Raw genomic sequence first — 16,543 nt, 5'->3', positions numbered from 1 at the left:
CAAACAGGCTCATTCTAACCCGAAGCCGAGCAACTGTCGTAGCTACACGTCAGAACACGTCAATCGTGCGCTTCTTCTATCTAAAAACCGATGCGGCAATAAATACGGTCAACGACTTGCGGTACGATGCAAGTGGCAACAATCTCCGTGTCGGCAATGCAACTACGGGCTTCTTTTACAGGTTTGACAACCCATCAAGGCCTTCTGCTCTTCTGATACCGGATGATGGTGGCAACGTGCGGACGCTTTCGCATGTCCCTTGCTGATACCATTGCCACAAAAGACGCGGAGATTGTCTAGCCGGCTTACCCCTCGTCCGCCTTTGAACCATCGGCGGATCGTCACCCGCGGCTTCCAGATTTCGGGTGGCTGTTGGGCGTCCCCTCGTTGCTCATGACGCTTGTCCTGGGAGGGAGCGCGTTCATGATCAGGTCGGATCTGCCTCGCGGCCGCCGCAGTATCTGGACGTGCCGACATACGGTCTGGTTGGGTCTTTGGTCATGCTCGCCTTCGCCATGATGGCGGCGATCCGACACCGCGCAAACCAGGCATCGCCCCCAAAAAGCATGCCGACGACGATAACCCGCCTCTGATCCGCTGGTCGCTCCAGGAAATACGCCGCATCGCCAACAGGCTCGCTCAAAGACGAATACGTCCCGCCCACATCATCGCATGGTCATGCTGGCGGCGAGCCCACCAAGCTGCCGCTCAGCGCGCACATATCCTCTCAAAGACGCAACTGTAATGCTAGTCGTCAGGTTCGAAGAAGCGGGCTGTTTTTTGTACGGCCTATCTGATGACCGGGTCATTGGGCGCGCCGCTCCTCTGTTGCCGTTCTTGACCGATCCCGACGCATTCATGAGCAAAGTGAACGGAATCGTCGCGCAAGAGCGTGCAAGGCTGAAGCTGAAGCCTCTGGATAGCCCAGCATTCTGACGCCCGGTCTTGGGCGAGTTGCACATTGCCTATTCGACCAGTTGTGGTCGGGCTCCTTTCCGTTCAGATTTGCACGATGGTAGCACCGCACGATGGTAAGCCTCCCTCGAAGAAGCGCGTAGGCGCGAGGATTAGAGTCAAGGCAGGGTGCGCGGGCGAAGCCGCTCGCCTATTCGAGGAACGCGGCTTTACGCCGATCTACGTCGAACACCGGGATGATGGCGACATCTCGTTCTGGTTTGGCAACGAGAAGGATGAGGCGCTGTATCGCATAGCTAACAGCATCCCACGCGAGTTCTACGCCATACAAGGAGTCGTCGTCGGCAACAGCCCGCCGTTCGCCCAGCACGCCGCAAACGACTGCTAGCCATCGGGGCTGGTTGAGAACGGCGGTTTCAGACCACGCTTACTCCGTTCGCATCTCATTGTGGGGCACAAAAGGCCCTTCAATTGGCGATGTCGCAGAAGGGATTGCATTTCGCAAAGCGAGTTAATCGCCGCAGAGACAATCGCGCCCAAGGTTGTTATTCAAGCGAACGAGGCAGCAGCTCAATCGGCGTTGCAGAATCTCTTGCTGGATCGGCCTTTTGGGGGGGCAGGCGCAACATTCAATGTCCTATGATGTCTCGTCCATGGCATTACCGTAAACCTTGCCGCCATTCGACGGCGTCCGCATTTTGCCACAAGCTTGCGTAAACCGGATCATCCAGCTCGCTTCGTGCCCACACTGGGTTGATGCTCGCGAACGCAGCCAGTGCCTGAAGCGCGGCGCCCTTGTCGCCCATGGACATTTCGAGCCGGGCGGCGCGGCGCCAGATGCGATCCCATCCCGCTCCAAGCCTGACGGCATCCGCGAGGCTGGCCTTCGCCGCGTCGATGTGGCCGCTATGGAGCGCGCGTTCTGCGCGTACCATTTCATCATTCGCTTCATGCATTCCAAGCAAGCGATGCAGCGCGGGAATCGGCTGATCAGCGGCATCGACGCGAAGATCGATGTCCTGAAAGCCGCCCTCGGAAGTGCGGACCAACAACGCAGCAGAGAGTCTGCCCGTCGTCTGGCCTCCTGCCGCCTGACCTGCTTCGAGTGCCGCCATCAGGCGATCTGCGAGCGTACCCCGGGTCTTCAGGAAACGCTCACGCATTGCCTCCAGAACCATATGACCAGCGAGACCGTTGCCCTGAATACTATAGCCTGGGCCGGTCAGCATGCCTGCCCAGGGCGAACCAGCAGCGACCTCGCCGGTATAAGCCGCGCCCTTGCCCACTATGCCAACGATGCCGACCTGCCGGAACGAGATATCCTGTCCTTCGAAACCGTCGTCGGTTCGTAGGAGTTCACTAAGCGCGGCCTCGGCGCCGCGCCCGGCTTCAAGCAGAGCCAGGCCTTTGAGCCCGTAGGAGGGATTGGTTTCGAATTGCGACGCCACCGCTCCGACGCCGGCCTTGGCGTAGATGACCGTGGCACCCACCGCGAGATTGTTGGTGGCAACCGCCGCGCCGCAATTCTTGGAGTCGCAGGCCACGATTGAAAAGGTCGCCGAAGCTGGTGGGGACGCAAGCAAAGCAAATCCGGCTACGATCGCGACTAAAACCACTTTGATCACTTTAACCGCCTCTTTTGTGTTGTCTCGCTTTACAGGCGCCTCACCAGCAGAGAGTTTACCTAAAATTCATCCATCAACAATGCTCTGCCGAAATCTGTCAAAAAAAGCCGTGTCGATTTTTTTATCGCGTCCCGGCGGTCATCATCGAAAAATTATGCGAGCCGCTACCGGCAGCGAGCAGATCTGGGCGTGCAACCACCGGCGCGTCCCGCGCGGCGACGAGGGTAGCACCACGACCGGCGGCGAATGGGCGTGTGTTTCCATGAAACGCCGATCGACGAAGGGCTTGCTGGAGAACAGTGCTGTGCGGGTAGGCGAGCTTGCTCCGTTCGCCGACAAGAACGACACCGCGCACACCGAGCCGGTCCAGTATGGCGCTCGCTTCGCGCGGCGAGCGTGCGGTCAGCGCGTACCCGCGCCCCATGAAGTCACTGGTAGACAGCCATTGCGAGGCGCGCGCAACCCAGATGCGGCGTCGACCGCCATCGGCATAGGCAGCGGCGGCGATCACCGCGCCCTCACCGCCCGCGCGGCCGTCGACCAGCCAGACGCCCGGCCTATTGACCATTGCTTGCGCAATCGCCGGAGCCCCTAGATCAGGCTTGACGGTCGCATGCATCAAGGTCGTGATCGGCACGATGAAAGCAACGGCAACGCTTGCTGCCGCGGCAAGACGTCCCAGGCCATGAACGTTCCACAGCGCTCGGACACCCAGCGCCGCCAGGAGGACGCACCATGGCAACAACGGCAAAATATAGCGATCTGCCAGTGCGACCGGGACGCCGGCCTGGAAGATCAGCGTCGCCAGGATCGTAGCAAGAGCGATTCTAACGACCGGTCCCGAACGGGGATCCCGCCAATCATGGATCGCCCCGAGCGACGCGAGGAGCAACCCTACCCAGCCGATATTGTCCCTGACCGCCGTGCAATTGGTCGCAAGCGAGGCCCATGCATAGACGAATCCCGGCTGGTAGTTGAAGCCGCCGGCCGAGATACGGAAGGAGATCAGATACCAGGGCAGGATCAGGAGAAAGGTGATCGCCCCAACGGTCCAGAGCCGCTTGTCCGCAAGCAGCCTCCATCGTCGCGACAGGCCGATCTCGATCGCGGGGATGAGCACGACCAGCGTGCCATTGCCCTTGACCAGGGTGGCGAAGACCGCGAGCGCGCCGAACAGCGCGTAGCGCCTCCAGGAGGGATGTTCAGCAGCGGCGAGCCAGGCGATCGCGGCAATGCCGACGACAAGCGCCACCGGCTGATCAAGCAGGAAATAGCGCGCGCTTTCCACCGTCAGCGGCAGTAACAGCACGACGAAAGCCGCGGCGATGGCGAGGCGCGGTGCGCCCGACCGGAACAGTCCCCAGCCAGTCAGAACGGCCGGCAGACCGGCAATGAACGCGCTTATCATTGCGGCGCCGAATGGTGAGGGCCGCATGATCGCGAATGACGGTGCGAGCAGCGCATACCAGCCCGGCGGCCAATGACCGATCGAAAGCTTGGGAAAGTGCGCGTAAAAGTCCCGCGCGAAGGTCATCGGCGCTGGCAAGCCGGCGCGCAGCCAATCGGCGATGAAGAGCGTGTTGACATAGTGCGCGGATTCATCGGGATCGAGGAAGCTGCGCGACAATCCGCCAGTCATTCCGGCAAGCGCCAGGGCGGTAAGCCCCAGTAGCAGCCCCAGTGCGAAAGTTCGCCGAACATGACCCCCGTAGAGCATAGGGCTGTCCTAGGAGCCGGCGCTTGAAAAATTCCTAATCGCAATATCTCCCGACAAGTGGCCATGCCTGATGGCACAGGGCCGATGCTCCTTGCGAAGCGTTGGCTCCCTTGCTCCAAAGAGCATTGACTGATGGCGGGATTATTGCGGCCGCGGACAGCGACGGGTTTCGAGCGGTACACCGTGCCTCTTATGCCGCGCTCGATCTATCATCTCGCGGGCGAGGTGCGGCACGGCTGGGAACATAGTATCGCGCCGATCGCATCCCCGCGTCGTTCGGTCACCTTTCGCACCTTTTCCGATAAAGAACGCGCTGTCTCTCGAACGCGATGATCGTTCGCGCGTTATGCCAGGCGAAGGAGACCGATCATGCCAGCCACCTCCAAAGCACAGCAGAAAGCCGCGGGCGCCGCGCTCGCCGCCAAGCGGGGCGAAGAGCCCAAGTCCAAGCTGAAGGGCGCTTCCAAACAGATGGAAAGGTCCATGTCGGAAGATCAGCTAGAAGACTTCGCCAGCACCAAGCGCAAAGGCCTTCCCAATAAAAAGAGCTGAGCGTCCGAGGACTGACAAAACCTATCCGACTACACCGGATGGTCGCTACTTCGTAGTGCGGGGCCGCCTGTGGCGCCGGTCGAATCCGGCACTCGATCCGGTGGTCCGCGATCGGCTCGTCAAGGATTTGATGGACGCGCGTCGCGCAGTCGGCGCGGCCAAGCGAAAAGGCGATCAATCAGCCGAGGCGGCGGCGCACGCCGCTGTGGATCTGGCAAAGCACGAACTCGGCGAACGCGGCCCGGTTTGGTGGGGCGACGGTAAGTCCGACTTCAACCGGCACATGGCGCGCAACAGTCCTTACGCGGAATGGTTCGCGAAGACCGGTGATTCCTGATCGCGATGCTTGGGGGACCGCTTTCGAGAGGCGCTCGGAAAAGAAAGCTGACGAACCATCAGAGACAGTCCCTATCTTTGAATCCGGCCATCAGTTCTTATCTAAACCGTTGAAACAATGGAGCGAAGCGGAGGACAGGATGGCCAATGGTTGGGCGCGCGACGGCGCCGTCCAGGATCAGGTCGACGACACCGTCATGGATGCGGTGATGCGCGCGCGGGTCACGATGCCTGCTGGTGACGGCAGCGATGAATGCGACGATTGCGGCGAGGATATTCCGGCGGCGCGCCGGGCCGCTCTACCGGGCACGCGAACCTGTGTTGCCTGCCAGTCGAAACGCGATGCATCCGTTCGCAGCGTCGGAATCAATCGGCGCGCCAGCAAGGATAGCCAGCTGCGCTAGACGTCGACGCGAGGCGCGCTATGTCCGGCCGCTATTTCCATTGCTCCGTCAGCGTTCCTGCTGGCCCTCGATCGGATCGGCGCCGGGAATTGGGAGGGCCGCCATCCTCTCGCGTGCCTCTCCGCTCGGCGCCTTGCGGCAAATGTCCCAATCCTGGCCCTGCGGATAGGCCCCGACGACAAGGAAATCCTCGCTGGCCTTGATGCTGCAATGGCCCGTGCCGGTCGGCAGGATCAGGGCGTCGCCTGCGGCGACATCGATTTCGCGTCCACCCGGCCCGCCGATCGTCAGCGTCGCTGAACCCGCCGCGACGCCGAGCGCCTCATGTGCGGTCGAATGGTAGTGATGAAAATCGTAGATGCCGTCGCGCCATTGCGGAGGCCAGCCATTGGCCTCGAACTTCGTCTCGAACGCCTTGGCGGTTTCGTCGCAGTTTCCGACCTTGACGGCACAGCGATAGAGCAACACCGGCAACTTGGGGTTGTTGGGCACCCAGTCATGCTCGGACAACACGAAGCGCTCGACCTTCATAGTTGTGCCTCCATCCCGATAGCGGCTGCCGGCTTGCGCTGACGCTTCGGCTTGTCGCCCAACTCTATCCATACCGGCGCATGATCGCTGGTCTTCTCCCAGCCGCGAACATGGCGATCGACCTGGGCATCGACGAGCCGATCGGCGAGGACCGGACTGAGCAACAGGTGATCAATCCGCAGGCCGGCATTGCGGGCATAGGCGTTCCGGAAATAGTCAAAGAAAGTGTAGATCACTTCGCCCGGATGGATAGTTCGCAACGCATCGGTCCAGCCCTGATCGAGAAGGCGAAAATAAGACGCCCGCACTTCGGGAGCGAACAGCGCGTCGTCGAGCCAGCGCTCCGGTTTATAGACATCGAGATCGGTCGGCATGACGTTGAAGTCGCCCGCGAGCATGACCGGTAGCCCTGTTTCGAGCAGGCACGCCGCATGCTCGATCAGGCGGTCGAACCATTTGAGCTTATAGTCGAACTTGGGACCGGGCTTCGGATTACCGTTCGGCAGATAGAGTCCGCCGATCAGGATGCCGTTGATCGCGGCCTCGATATATCGGTGATGGCTGTCTTCGGGATCGCCGGGAAGTCCACGGCGCGTCTCGTGAATCTCGCCCACGCGGCTGAGAATCGCGACGCCATTCCAGCTTTTCTGGCCGTGCCAGATCGCGTCATAGCCAAGATCACGGATCGCCGCCTCGGGGAACTTGTACTGCGGCGCTTTCAGCTCTTGCAGGCAGACGATGTCGGGCTCTTCCTCTTCGAGCCAGCGCAGCAAAACCGGCAGGCGGCCATTGACGCCGTTCACATTGTAGGTGGCGATCTTCATAGCTCCGGAAGCACTTGGTCGGTACGGCCCCACCTGACAAGTGTCTTCGATCCAGCGTGCTTCACCAGTTCCGCGGCATCGCCGACATGCCAATGCGCTGGCGTGTCGATCGTCTCCATTTCCTTCCAGCTGATCGTGCGGCGACCAGCGCGCCGGAACGGGCGCGCGTTGTAAGGCATGACGGCGGTCGCGCCGCGCTGATTGCGCAGGTAGTCGACGAAGATGCGGTGGCCGTTGGTCGGCGGAAAGGCCGACGCGTCGATGACATTACGTACTTCGGCTCGGCCTCCATCTTGACCGCCTAGCCGGACATCGAGCGTTGACGTCATTGTCGACGCCGAAGGTGATTTTGCCGATGCGGCGATCCGCCCGTCCGGCGGCGCGGGAGTGGATGTCGTCTTTGACGGCAGCGGGCCGGCAACGTTCGCAGGGTCGATGGCTTCGCTGCGGCGGTCGGGCACCTTTTGCTGGTACGGTCCCGTTCTCGGCGCGCAAAGCACGATCGACATCATGTCGCTGCCGAAGAGCATCAAGCTTGGCTACGCGGTTTTCTCCGACCACATTTCCACGCCGACGTTACTCCGAGAGCGAACGGCGCGGCTGTTTGATTGGGCGCGGACAGGCAAGCTGGCGCTCGCCCCAGCGCGGGAATTTGGGCTTGCCGACGCCGGCGTGGCGCATGCGGCGATCGAGAGCCGTGCTTCGTCCGGAAAACTGCTGCTGACCCCTAGGAACGAATGGAAATTCGCAAAGAGAGAAGGAGCCTTAAGGAAGCACCAAGCGTTTTGCGATCTGACCGGGCAGATGCTCAGGAGCTGCGGCGCATTTGCAAAGCAAGAACCTCTTGAAACATGGGGTGAAGTTTTGAACGCAGCATATGGAGGTGATGTCGTGAGGCGAGCGATGATCACAGGTCGGGCGATGAGTGCCTATCTTGGCGGCGCCCTATGCCTTGCGGGTTGCGCAAGCTCGGGGTCGACCGTGGATATTCAGACACAGGCTTCGGGCAATCCGTATTTCAGCCTTGGCGCACCTGTGGCCTACAAGGTCGAAAACGGGATGGAACTTGCTGGTCGTGTATGCCGAAGGGTAAGGACGACATTGCTATCGCCTTCCGGCGTGCGCCTGGAGCATATCGGGGTCGGTGGAGATCGGCTGCAAACGGCGCATGCTTCCGTCGGCGCGATCTACCGGAGTGCCGACCAGGCCTGTACCCGGTATGTAGCGCGCGTTGCCTGGACCATGGCGGACGGGGAAGCGGTGCGCGCCTGTTTCGACCGCGGCAAGGCTTGTCCGATCAATTCCCCCGTAAAGGCCGTGATTGCCGCTCCTTCCCCTCTTGCCCGACCGCAATAGAGACCAATCCCACCCTGTCCGGCTATTTCGAATAGGTAAATGCGAAGCGCAAACCGAAGACCAGTGCGTTGGGTAGATGCCGGTCCGCGTGGGGATCGATGACGTATTGAATATCCGGCTGTATGTTGAGCCAGTCCTTGAAAGCATAGCGATAGGTCAGCTCCAGATCGGTTTCAGTGCTGCCAAGATCGTTGCCGAGCCGCGCTTCGGCGGACCGTGCCGGAGATCCGAAACCCGCCCTGGCGATGGCAATGCCGACTTCGTCCTTGTCACGTCCCTTGATCAGGCCAGTATAGACGAGGCCAGCTCCCAGATACCGGTCGATCTCATTGATGGCGCCGTTGGCAATGCCGATACGAACCCAGCCGCTCAGTCCCCCTTCGCGATCACCCGGCGCGTTCAATAACCGCCCCTCGACAAGGCCATAAAGGCCGCTGTTCCCGTGCAGAGCGCGTGGGGCAGTCCCGGCCGGTCCCTGGTCAAGCGCCGGGAATGACGCGGTGTAGGTCCACGCCCCTACTTCGACGCGTGCCGCGTCGCCAAAGCGTTTTTCGACCTGGCCGACGATCAATGCCCCCTCCAGCTTCACGGCGAGAAAGGCGGCTTTATGGTCGGGAGCGCCGGCGACACCGTCGAAGATACCCAATTGCACTGTCCAGCCATCGGCGGGCCGGTAAAATGCCGTCATCGCCAGGGCGGGTGTCGGATAATCGGAAGGCCCATTCCGGCCGGTGTCGCTGAGATCGGGTCCGATGCCGTGCGAGGCATTGAGGAAGAGCGCCGCGGTCTCCTGAACATCAAAGGTGGTATTGATGTCGACAAACCCCGCTTTCACCCCACCGCGTCCTTGCAGGATTTCCTGTTGCAGCCACGCTTCGTAGAGTCGCGTGGCGGCGGGCTGTGCTTCGGAGGCGGATATGCTTTGCACGCCGCCGACCTTCGAGGTCGTGAAGGTCGAACCGTTGAGATTCACCACGCTGACAAGGCCGCTTAATCCGCCATGGCCGGCAAGGTTGCCGTCATAAGCGGCCGAGAGCTTGATGAGATGAATATAGCCCGGCCCCGGATTTTTGCCGCCGGAAACGGTATCGACCAGATCGGCGGTATAGGCTGCGGTAAAGGTGAAGGGCGAGGGAGGTCCCGAAGCGGGCTTGGGAGGAGGGGGTGCGGCTGGCGGCTGCGGTTTGGTGGGATCAGTGATGACCTGCGCTGTCGCCGGCGTATCGGGAAACGCGACGGGCAGGGCGCAGAAGATCGCAAAGATCTTTAATAGGCTGACACCCTGTCGGTCCACACCCAGTCCCTGTCGATTTGTTTTTCTGGACTTGGAACGGGGCAACCGAGCGGTATGTTCCAGTGATCTGGCACCGGAACCATATTTCATTTCTATATTGTAACCCTCTCAACAAAGATCGATTGTTCGTCACCAGCCGTGTCTGCTCTTTTCGCCGGAGAAATTAGCGGAAGATGCGCCCAATTTCACCTCCGCTCGTTTTCGGCGAAGAGGAGAATCACATGACGGATATCGCTGGATGGGTCGCCCCGATCGCGACGATGATGGCGGCCATGATGACTGCGGCCAACCTTGGGTCCCGCGTTACCGGCTGGGGGTTCGTGGTCTTCCTGTTCGGCGCGATCGCCTGGGTTACCGTCGCGCTTGCCACCGGTCAGTCCAATCTTCTGTGGAGCAACGTTTTTCTTGGACTGGTCGATATCATCGGTATCTGGCGCTGGCTCGGGCGCCAAGCGACGCTCGACGACGGGGCGGCCCGCGCTCTTCAGGCGAGCGCCGTACGCGAAACACCGACGCTCTTTCCGATCACCTTGCTGAACGGCGCGGAAATCAACGACCGCAACGGGATCGCGCTCGCACGCAGCATGGGCGCGATGGCCGAGGCAGGCAGCGGAAAACTCGCCTATATCGTCGCGCGCATCAGTAACGCGACGGACAGGGGCGGTCGGCATGTCGCACTGCCGTGGGCGTGGCTTCGGGTATCGGACGGCGCGCTTTGCCTCGATGGGGGCGAGCGTAAGCTCGCCGACCTTGACGATATCGACCCTGGTGATTGGCCGGCGACGGCGCCATGCTAAATAACGACATGGATTTCCGTGATGTAATATAAGCAAAAACGAAACTCATCTATTTAATTGAAATAATGAATTATGATGCGTCGATAGTCGATAGTCGATAGTCGATAGTCGATAGTCGATAGTCGATAGTCGATAGTCGATAGTCGATAGTCGATAGTCGATAGTCGATAGTCGATAGTCGATAGTCGATAGTCGATAGTCGATCGTTGGATGCGCGACGGCGCGGTTTATGATCAGATGAAACACGCGGTCGCGTCCCCATGAGTGTATGCCGGCTGGCGAGAAGGCATAGGCATGTCGCGGCAACTCATCGGTCCTGACGATCGCAATGCTACCCCGCAACTCTGCGCCCGCACTCACCGCAGTGTCTAGCGAAGGAATATGGCAGCTGGATCGTTATGTCGCGCCTGGTACGAGCTAGCCGCCGATGAACTCGCGCGCTCTAGCAGCGCCGAACTCCCAAGCTTCGCCGATGCCGATATGCGGCATGGCCAGCACTTCAGAGGGGTCGACGACCGGATACAGAATGCTTTACCTGGTCCGCGCGACCATCCCCATCGATCCGATATCGTGGGCGCCTTAATCGTGATCAATGCGAATTCGGCCGGCTTGCGCAACTCCGTCTCATGAGCAGCGTTTCGCTTGTGAAACATAATAAAGGGAGGGCATGGTCACTGACCTGGGCTGCTCCCTTACGATAGAGCGAGCGGAGCAAAGCATGAGCATGTTCGACAAGGTCAAGCGGCTTGGCCCGGGGCTTGTGACGGGGGCTGCCGACGACGACCCGAGCGGGATCGCAACCTATTCCCAAGCCGGGGCTCAATTTGGCAAGAGCCTGATGTGGACGATGACGCTGTGCTATCCCCTCATGGTTGCCGTGCAACTCGCCAGTGCGCGGGTCGGGCGCGTAACAGGGCGGGGCTTGGGGAACAGCCTCGGCAAGATCATGCCGCGCTGGCTTGTCATCCTGTTGATCGGGCTGCTTTTCATTGCCAATACGATCAATGTGGGGGCTGATCTCGCCGCGATGGGCGAGGCGTCTTCTCTGGTCGTTGGCGGCTGGACTCACGGCTTCACCATCTTCTTCGCGATCCTCTCGCTGCTCCTCCAACTGTTCGTGCCCTATCACCGGTACGTGAATATCCTGAAATGGCTCACGCTCATCCTCTTCGCTTATATCGCGCTGATCTTCATGGTGAAGGTGGATTGGCACGCAGCGGCGACAGGCCTGGTTATTCCGACGATTGTCGGGGCAGGAGCGGTCACCACGGTTGTTGCCATCTTCGGCACGACGATCAGTCCCTATCTTTTCTTCTGGCAGGCGGCGCAGGAGGTTGAAGACCTCGACCAGAGTGACGAGCGGGAGCCGCTGAAGAAGAAGCCGACACAGGCGCCCGATGCGCTCAGTCGTATCCGGTGGGATACCTTTGTCGGCATGGCGGTGTCCAGCATCGTCGCGCTCGCGATCATTCTAGGCACCGCGACGACGCTGCACGCCGCCGGCAAGACCGATATTCAGAGTGCCGCCGACGCCGCCCAGGCGCTCAAACCTGTTGCGGGCAATCTGGCGTTCGCCGTCTTCAGTCTCGGCATCATTGGAACCGGCTTGCTGGCGGTGCCGGTTCTGGCAGGTTCGTCGGCCTATGGGATCTGCGAGATCGGCGGCTGGAACGCCAGCCTTGAGCATAAGCCAATGCGGGCAAAGGCCTTCTATGCCGTGATCACGCTTGGCATGCTGTTCGGCCTCGCGATCAACTGGTCTCCTGTCAGCCCAATGAAGGCATTGTTCTGGAGCGCGGTCATCAACGGCGTGGTGGCGGTTCCCGTCCTCATCGGGCTGATGATCGTCGTATCGAAACAAAGCATCATGGGTGAGTTCGTGGCCTCCACGTCGCTCAAGTTTTTTGGTTGGCTTGCAACCGGCGTGATGGGGGCCGCCGCCGTCGCGATGGTCGTCTTTCCAGGTTAGGGCGGCGCATGTCGAATAACCGGCGCGCGCGGAAATGCCATCGAGCGGAACTGGCTTGCCGGGTTGGCGCACAGGATCCCCACCATGATTGCCCGCCCAGATCGAAGTTGACGCGCGTCTGGTGCGCCTCGCAACACGCGCACCGACCGCCTACAACAACCTTCAGAACTGTCGGTTCATCGCGGTGCGGGCACCGGTACGAAGGAGCGATCACATAGGATAGCTGCTTTCAAGCGGTTCCGACCGTTTCCGACTTCAGAGCAATGGGACCGATATGCTCTGCGAAATCGGCTTCGCCGCATTACTCGCCTCATCTCTGGCGAGCATTTACCGATGACATGAATTTTGGGGAGCATGTTTGGACGCCCCGGTGGTGCAGAAGCTTCCGTGAAGCGATGAACACGGCACCGGCCGCGTGTCTACGCGCCTTGCAGGCGCTCAGACACGCGGTTTTTTCAACCCGACACGTGGTGTCGGGCCGCGATATCGCCGAGGCGTACTCATCTGCCGAAAGGCACCCGCCTGGGCAGGTGCTCTCCCGCCGCGATACCCTCAAACGCGACTAACGTACCGTGTTCGCTCAGCCGATATTTCCGCGTCGGAATAGGGTGCCGCTTCGGCATCGAAACCGGTCCAGCCCGCTTGTCGATAGGCAGCGCCGCGCGTGGCAATGTCCACGGACGGGGTGGAGTCCAACGCCGCTTCGGCGAGGGCGACATGCTCGTCGTCGACCTTGGCGCTGACCAGGGTGCCGCCGCGGCGTACGCCCTCGGCATAGACGTCGGCCTCTTCCTGGCTCACGCCCGCATGAGTCAGCGCACCTACGAGGCCGCCGGCGGCCCCGACGACGGCGCCGCCAACGAGCGCGCCGACCGCAGCCGAGGCAAGCCAGCCCGCGGCGACGACCGGTCCGAGACCTGGAATAGCGAGAAGGCCGAGGCCGGCCAACGCTCCGCCCGCCGCGCCGAGAACGCCGCCGGTCGCGGCACCGACGCCGCCGTCAATCGCGCTGGCCTCGCCTGCGGTATGGTCATGAGGCTCGCGGACTTTGACGCCGGCGTGCTTCGGGTGGGACTTGTGCGAGACCAGGCTGATGTCGCCATGCGATACGCCCACGCGTTCAAGCTCGATAACGGCATGCTGCGCATCGGCAAAATCGTCAAAGAGCCGGGTGATGATGTGGTTCATAAAATTCCTTTCGCCGGCACGCCGGCTTGAAGGGGAGGGGTAATCCGGTGCTTATCGCGAGGCCACGTTGCCTTTGTAGTCGAGAGCGACATGAAGCCTTTGACCGCGACGCAAGGCCGTTCCCTGCCAAAGGCCGTCGGGATCCAGCTTCAGGTTCTGGACATCGCTATATCCAGCCTTCCGAATCCGGTTGCGGGCTTCTGTGCTGGTGAAGGAGTTATGACCTTTGGCCAGCGGTACCCCGGTCATCCGTTTCGGCGATTTCAGCGCTGGATTCTGCTGGGCGTGGGGACTGGCAGCGGGGCTGGCCTGGCCTTGCGCCAAGGCTGGATTCCCGATGCCTATTGCCAGGGCGCCCGCGAGCAAGGTGGTTGGTAGGAATTTCATATAATGTCCTCTCACGAAAGTTGGAGAATCACCGATCTCGCTATGTCCGCGGCTAATCCGGCGGCGCATTCATTGACGTCGGAAGGGTAGTAAGACTTGATCGCCTTATCGAGATACTTGGTTGTCTCGAGGTGAAATGCTTTGGGCATTGCTTCCCCGCGACGCGTGTCCAGTGCTTGCGATTGTCCTGGGCTCGCAAAATCTCTTGCCCTTAACCCTCCGGCACGCCCGACGTTCCGTGGCGTGGCACCATTTTTGGCGTAGAAGGCGAGCGACGAAAGGGCGATGCCGGCCGGATTCCAGCGCCGCTCCTTGAGCCTGCCGCTCGACAGCGGCGGCCCAAGGAGTTGCTGCTGCTATTTCGTGGAGTGTCCGTGCGCCGTATTCGAATGGCCATGAGCCGCGGTGCTGTGCTCCTGGGCAGACGCGGCGTGCTGTTTGGCCTCGTCATGGCGGCCATGATTGTGATGGTGGGCAGCTTCGCGATGGTGGTGGGCGGCTGCTTCGTGATGCGAGGCGGCGGTGTGATGGTGATCGCTGGACGCGTGCTTGTTGGTAGCCATGTCAGGTTCCTCATTTATGGAGTCCCCGTTGCATCAGGGGACGTCGCCCAAACGCCTTGCGTTCAACCCTGTTGCATGAATTTTTTGCCATGAACGGGAAGATGTTTTTAATGTGAGAGGCTTAGGGAGAATGAGCGGCGGTGGTGGAGCGTGCCGGGATGTCAACGCCAGAGGCGCTCGCGCTCTTCCTTTTTATGGGATGCCGTTCTCGCACGGCGTTCGACCATTCCGCTTTTATGATTTCACGCCTGAAGGGGGGATCGCGCAGGCGGCGCCGACACGCCACCAGTTCACCGAGATCTCAAACGTCGCGTGCTCGCTGGATGATTGCGGCAACGCCGCTGTTTGTGATTCTGAAACAGCCCTGACCGTGGCGGCCTGTCAGCCGAGGATCGGCAGCGAGCACCAGTCCGTTTGGAAGCTAAGCTGATTCTGCAACGGCGGCAGACGGATAATGCGCGTAGGAATCGTTTGGCCAGACGAAGTTGGTGAACGTAATCGAGACGCTGAAGTCGAGCGCTTCGACCTGGTGCCACCATCCCACGGGGAGAAAAATGGCATCGCCGGGATTGAGGATGATCTCATGCAGCGTGATCCCTTCGAGCAGTGGAAATGCGGCGAAATCGATGCTGCCCCGGAGATCATCGATCTGGCTGAATACGTGCTGGTCATTGTAGAGCCGCCAAACTTCGTCGGGCGCCGCCAGAACGAGCCGCTTACGCCCGACCAGTTGGACAAGCAGATTGTTCGTCAGGTCATGGTGCAAGGGCGTGAACGTGCCGCCCGGCCCGATCCACATCATGCCCGTGGCGGTTGAAGATTCGGGGTCGATGATCCCGTCGATCTGCCCAATGTCGGTGGCAAGGACGGTGAACGCATCGCGGTTTGCACCGGAGTTATAAGCGGTGATGTAGAGATCGTTCCCGCCGACCTCGATCCGTTCAATGAACTGTCGGAAAGTAAGTTCATCCCGGTGCGCGTCCTTATTGCGCTCGAAGCTGCGGTCGGCTGTGCGGTTCGACTGAGCCTCGACGACTGCGTCGCCCAGCCGGTCGCGGAGATAGGCGGCGGACCAGCGTTTGCGCGCGGGCCAGCCGGCGGCGACATCGCCAAGCACGACGGGATGATTGCGGGCGTAATGCCCGTCGAGAAAAGACCGCGGCGACAACCCCGTTTTCCTGTGGATACCGCTCGCCGCCGGGGAAAGCGCGCGAAGTTCCGCCCGCGTGCGCAGGAGCCAGTTGCGTTTGGATAACGCCACTGTCAGTTGGTCGGCGGGGGTGACCACCGTCCTAGCATCGGATGTCTGTCCGGCAGGTGGCGGTGAGACGTAGCTGGCAGCCAATTCCGCATCGAATTCGGCGGCCCGCACCTTCGTCTGATGATCGCAGATAAGTGCGAACCCCGATGGATCGACGCCGCGATAGTAGAGCTTCTGCCATTTGTCGGCGGGCTTGGCGGGCGGTGAGGCCGCGACCGCGGCCTGAAAGGCGTCGCGGGACCGGCTCCACGTCTCGAATTGCGCTTTGAGTTCGGGCGCGTCGTCTATCGACCTGAATGCCGGGCGGATCGCTTCGATCGTGCGCCGCTCGACCGGAAAGAAAAAACAGAAAGGCTCATTCTCCTCAAACCGGATCGGGTGAAGCGCGCGTGTGAAGCGCCAGTTCATCGTGAAGGAGTAGGGCGACCAGTCGGTCTCGATCACCCCGCCAAGCGGCGCAATGCCATCCTTCGCAGTATTGGGGCAGCCGCCGACCCACAGGTTCCAACCCGGCGGTGTCTTGATCAGCCCTTCGATATGGAAGGTCAGCGTGCCCTGTCCGAACAGAGCGACAGGCCTTGTCGGATATGTGCAACCTTCGTCGATGCGGATCGTGACGTCTTCGGGCTGCCCGCCGCCGTTCCATTCGGCCTCGAACGCACAGGGGCTCAGGATTTCCCAGCCGTGGGCGTTGGCAATCCCGAGGGGAAGGCAGCGATACGCGAAGGATTCGGGTGACCTGTCCATCCAGTCGCGTTGCATGACTGCGGCCCGGATACGCGGCTGCCACTCCGGAAACACATAACAGGTCAAATCCATCTGGC

18 protein-coding genes are annotated in these 16,543 nt (G+C 61.0%); 9 read left to right on the top strand and 9 right to left on the bottom strand.

The annotated features are described in order from the left end of the window. The first annotated feature begins 1,012 nt into the window (after positions 1-1,012). A complete protein-coding gene (locus NDN01_RS18050) occupies positions 1,013-1,303 on the top strand; it encodes a hypothetical protein (protein ID WP_272623123.1) in 291 nt (96 codons plus the stop codon). Positions 1,304-1,574: 271 nt separating this feature from the next. Here NDN01_RS18050 and NDN01_RS18045 read toward each other — a convergent pair whose 3' ends face one another. Together NDN01_RS18045 and NDN01_RS18040 are read right to left on the bottom strand one after the other, a co-directional pair. After that, on the bottom strand, positions 1,575-2,540 hold the full coding sequence (locus tag NDN01_RS18045) for a DUF1028 domain-containing protein (RefSeq protein ID WP_272623122.1): 966 nt from the start codon (positions 2,538-2,540) through the stop codon (positions 1,575-1,577). Positions 2,541-2,661: 121 nt separating this feature from the next. Further along, complete coding sequence (locus NDN01_RS18040) at positions 2,662-4,257, bottom strand: ArnT family glycosyltransferase (RefSeq protein WP_272623121.1); 1,596 nt, start codon at positions 4,255-4,257, stop codon at positions 2,662-2,664. Between the two features lie 369 nt (positions 4,258-4,626). Here NDN01_RS18040 and NDN01_RS18035 point away from each other — a divergent pair, with 369 nt between their 5' ends. The 3 genes from NDN01_RS18035 (at position 4,627) to NDN01_RS18025 (ending at position 5,549) form a co-directional block, all read left to right on the top strand. Beyond that, positions 4,627-4,809 (top strand): DUF3008 family protein, encoded by a 183-nt coding sequence (locus NDN01_RS18035; protein WP_272623120.1) that lies wholly within the window; start codon positions 4,627-4,629, stop codon positions 4,807-4,809. Positions 4,810-4,864: 55 nt separating this feature from the next. Next, positions 4,865-5,146, top strand: coding sequence for a hypothetical protein (locus NDN01_RS18030; protein WP_272623119.1), 282 nt, complete (start codon positions 4,865-4,867; stop codon positions 5,144-5,146). 139 nt (positions 5,147-5,285) lie between these two features. After that, positions 5,286-5,549: a DksA/TraR family C4-type zinc finger protein gene (locus NDN01_RS18025; protein ID WP_272628293.1), complete on the top strand. Its 264-nt coding sequence runs from the start codon at positions 5,286-5,288 to the stop codon at positions 5,547-5,549. Between the two features lie 48 nt (positions 5,550-5,597). Here NDN01_RS18025 and NDN01_RS18020 read toward each other — a convergent pair whose 3' ends face one another. From NDN01_RS18020 to NDN01_RS26000, 3 genes are read right to left on the bottom strand one after another with little or no spacing between them, the layout of a single operon-like run. Further along, positions 5,598-6,080: a cupin domain-containing protein gene (locus tag NDN01_RS18020; RefSeq protein ID WP_272623118.1), complete on the bottom strand. Its 483-nt coding sequence runs from the start codon at positions 6,078-6,080 to the stop codon at positions 5,598-5,600. Then, positions 6,077-6,904, bottom strand: a complete 828-nt coding sequence (gene xth / locus NDN01_RS18015; RefSeq protein ID WP_272623117.1) for an exodeoxyribonuclease III — start codon at positions 6,902-6,904, stop codon at positions 6,077-6,079. Before xth ends, NDN01_RS18020 begins: the two co-directional genes overlap by 4 nt. After that, complete coding sequence (locus tag NDN01_RS26000) at positions 6,901-7,083, bottom strand: hypothetical protein (protein ID WP_443025255.1); 183 nt, start codon at positions 7,081-7,083, stop codon at positions 6,901-6,903. The genes xth and NDN01_RS26000 overlap by 4 nt, the downstream gene beginning before the upstream one ends. Before the next feature lie 208 nt (positions 7,084-7,291). Here NDN01_RS26000 and NDN01_RS18005 point away from each other — a divergent pair, with 208 nt between their 5' ends. Continuing rightward, positions 7,292-8,260, top strand: coding sequence for a zinc-binding dehydrogenase (locus NDN01_RS18005; RefSeq protein ID WP_272623115.1), 969 nt, complete (start codon positions 7,292-7,294; stop codon positions 8,258-8,260). A 22-nt stretch (positions 8,261-8,282) separates the two neighbouring features. Here the strand turns inward: NDN01_RS18005 and NDN01_RS18000 are convergent, their stop codons facing one another. Beyond that, complete coding sequence (locus tag NDN01_RS18000) at positions 8,283-9,644, bottom strand: carbohydrate porin (RefSeq protein WP_272623114.1); 1,362 nt, start codon at positions 9,642-9,644, stop codon at positions 8,283-8,285. 131 nt (positions 9,645-9,775) lie between these two features. On the opposite strand from NDN01_RS18000, the gene NDN01_RS17995 reads away from it, so the two are divergent. Continuing rightward, positions 9,776-10,351, top strand: a complete 576-nt coding sequence (locus NDN01_RS17995; RefSeq protein WP_272623113.1) for a PRC-barrel domain containing protein — start codon at positions 9,776-9,778, stop codon at positions 10,349-10,351. Between the two features lie 718 nt (positions 10,352-11,069). Beyond that, positions 11,070-12,320, top strand: coding sequence for an NRAMP family divalent metal transporter (locus NDN01_RS17990; RefSeq protein WP_272623112.1), 1,251 nt, complete (start codon positions 11,070-11,072; stop codon positions 12,318-12,320). 552 nt (positions 12,321-12,872) lie between these two features. Here NDN01_RS17990 and NDN01_RS17985 read toward each other — a convergent pair. Together NDN01_RS17985 and NDN01_RS17980 are read right to left on the bottom strand one after the other, a co-directional pair. Next, positions 12,873-13,508, bottom strand: coding sequence for a hypothetical protein (locus NDN01_RS17985; protein ID WP_272623111.1), 636 nt, complete (start codon positions 13,506-13,508; stop codon positions 12,873-12,875). Positions 13,509-13,559: 51 nt separating this feature from the next. Then, positions 13,560-13,895, bottom strand: a complete 336-nt coding sequence (locus NDN01_RS17980) for a hypothetical protein (protein ID WP_272623110.1) — start codon at positions 13,893-13,895, stop codon at positions 13,560-13,562. Between the two features lie 374 nt (positions 13,896-14,269). Here NDN01_RS17980 and NDN01_RS17975 point away from each other — a divergent pair, with 374 nt between their 5' ends. Both NDN01_RS17975 and NDN01_RS17970 read left to right on the top strand, forming a co-directional pair. After that, positions 14,270-14,551 carry a hypothetical protein gene (locus NDN01_RS17975; protein ID WP_272623109.1) on the top strand — a complete coding sequence of 94 codons (282 nt, stop codon included), beginning with the start codon at positions 14,270-14,272 and terminating at the stop codon, positions 14,549-14,551. Positions 14,552-14,657: 106 nt separating this feature from the next. Further along, a complete protein-coding gene (locus tag NDN01_RS17970; protein ID WP_272623108.1) occupies positions 14,658-14,888 on the top strand; it encodes a hypothetical protein in 231 nt (76 codons plus the stop codon). Here the strand turns inward: NDN01_RS17970 and NDN01_RS17965 are convergent. Then, positions 14,880-16,538 carry a DUF6065 family protein gene (locus NDN01_RS17965; RefSeq protein ID WP_272623107.1) on the bottom strand — a complete coding sequence of 553 codons (1,659 nt, stop codon included), beginning with the start codon at positions 16,536-16,538 and terminating at the stop codon, positions 14,880-14,882. The genes NDN01_RS17970 and NDN01_RS17965 overlap by 9 nt on opposite strands. Positions 16,539-16,543 lie beyond the last annotated feature (5 nt).

The organism is Sphingomonas sp. QA11 (genome assembly GCF_028473665.1).
GTDB lineage: Bacteria > Pseudomonadota > Alphaproteobacteria > Sphingomonadales > Sphingomonadaceae > Sphingomonas > Sphingomonas phytovorans.
Note: the sequence above shows the minus strand (reverse complement) of the source record. Positions and strands in the feature narration are given on the sequence as shown.

What these genes read in the sequence shown, in the direction of transcription:
- NDN01_RS18050 (WP_272623123.1), top strand. Translation starts at nt 1,013, where the DNA reads ATGGTAGCACCGCACGATGGTAAGCCTCCCTCGAAGAAGCGCGTAGGC.
- NDN01_RS18040 (WP_272623121.1), bottom strand. Translation starts at nt 4,257, where the DNA reads ATGCTCTACGGGGGTCATGTTCGGCGAACTTTCGCACTGGGGCTGCTA.
- NDN01_RS18035 (WP_272623120.1), top strand. Translation starts at nt 4,627, where the DNA reads ATGCCAGCCACCTCCAAAGCACAGCAGAAAGCCGCGGGCGCCGCGCTC.
- NDN01_RS18025 (WP_272628293.1), top strand. Translation starts at nt 5,286, where the DNA reads ATGGCCAATGGTTGGGCGCGCGACGGCGCCGTCCAGGATCAGGTCGAC.
- NDN01_RS18020 (WP_272623118.1), bottom strand. Translation starts at nt 6,080, where the DNA reads ATGAAGGTCGAGCGCTTCGTGTTGTCCGAGCATGACTGGGTGCCCAAC.
- xth (WP_272623117.1), bottom strand. Translation starts at nt 6,904, where the DNA reads ATGAAGATCGCCACCTACAATGTGAACGGCGTCAATGGCCGCCTGCCG.
- NDN01_RS26000 (WP_443025255.1), bottom strand. Translation starts at nt 7,083, where the DNA reads ATGCCTTACAACGCGCGCCCGTTCCGGCGCGCTGGTCGCCGCACGATC.
- NDN01_RS18000 (WP_272623114.1), bottom strand. Translation starts at nt 9,644, where the DNA reads ATGAAATATGGTTCCGGTGCCAGATCACTGGAACATACCGCTCGGTTG.
- NDN01_RS17995 (WP_272623113.1), top strand. Translation starts at nt 9,776, where the DNA reads ATGACGGATATCGCTGGATGGGTCGCCCCGATCGCGACGATGATGGCG.
- NDN01_RS17990 (WP_272623112.1), top strand. Translation starts at nt 11,070, where the DNA reads ATGAGCATGTTCGACAAGGTCAAGCGGCTTGGCCCGGGGCTTGTGACG.
- NDN01_RS17985 (WP_272623111.1), bottom strand. Translation starts at nt 13,508, where the DNA reads ATGAACCACATCATCACCCGGCTCTTTGACGATTTTGCCGATGCGCAG.
- NDN01_RS17980 (WP_272623110.1), bottom strand. Translation starts at nt 13,895, where the DNA reads ATGAAATTCCTACCAACCACCTTGCTCGCGGGCGCCCTGGCAATAGGC.
- NDN01_RS17970 (WP_272623108.1), top strand. Translation starts at nt 14,658, where the DNA reads ATGCCGTTCTCGCACGGCGTTCGACCATTCCGCTTTTATGATTTCACG.
- NDN01_RS17965 (WP_272623107.1), bottom strand. Translation starts at nt 16,538, where the DNA reads ATGGATTTGACCTGTTATGTGTTTCCGGAGTGGCAGCCGCGTATCCGG.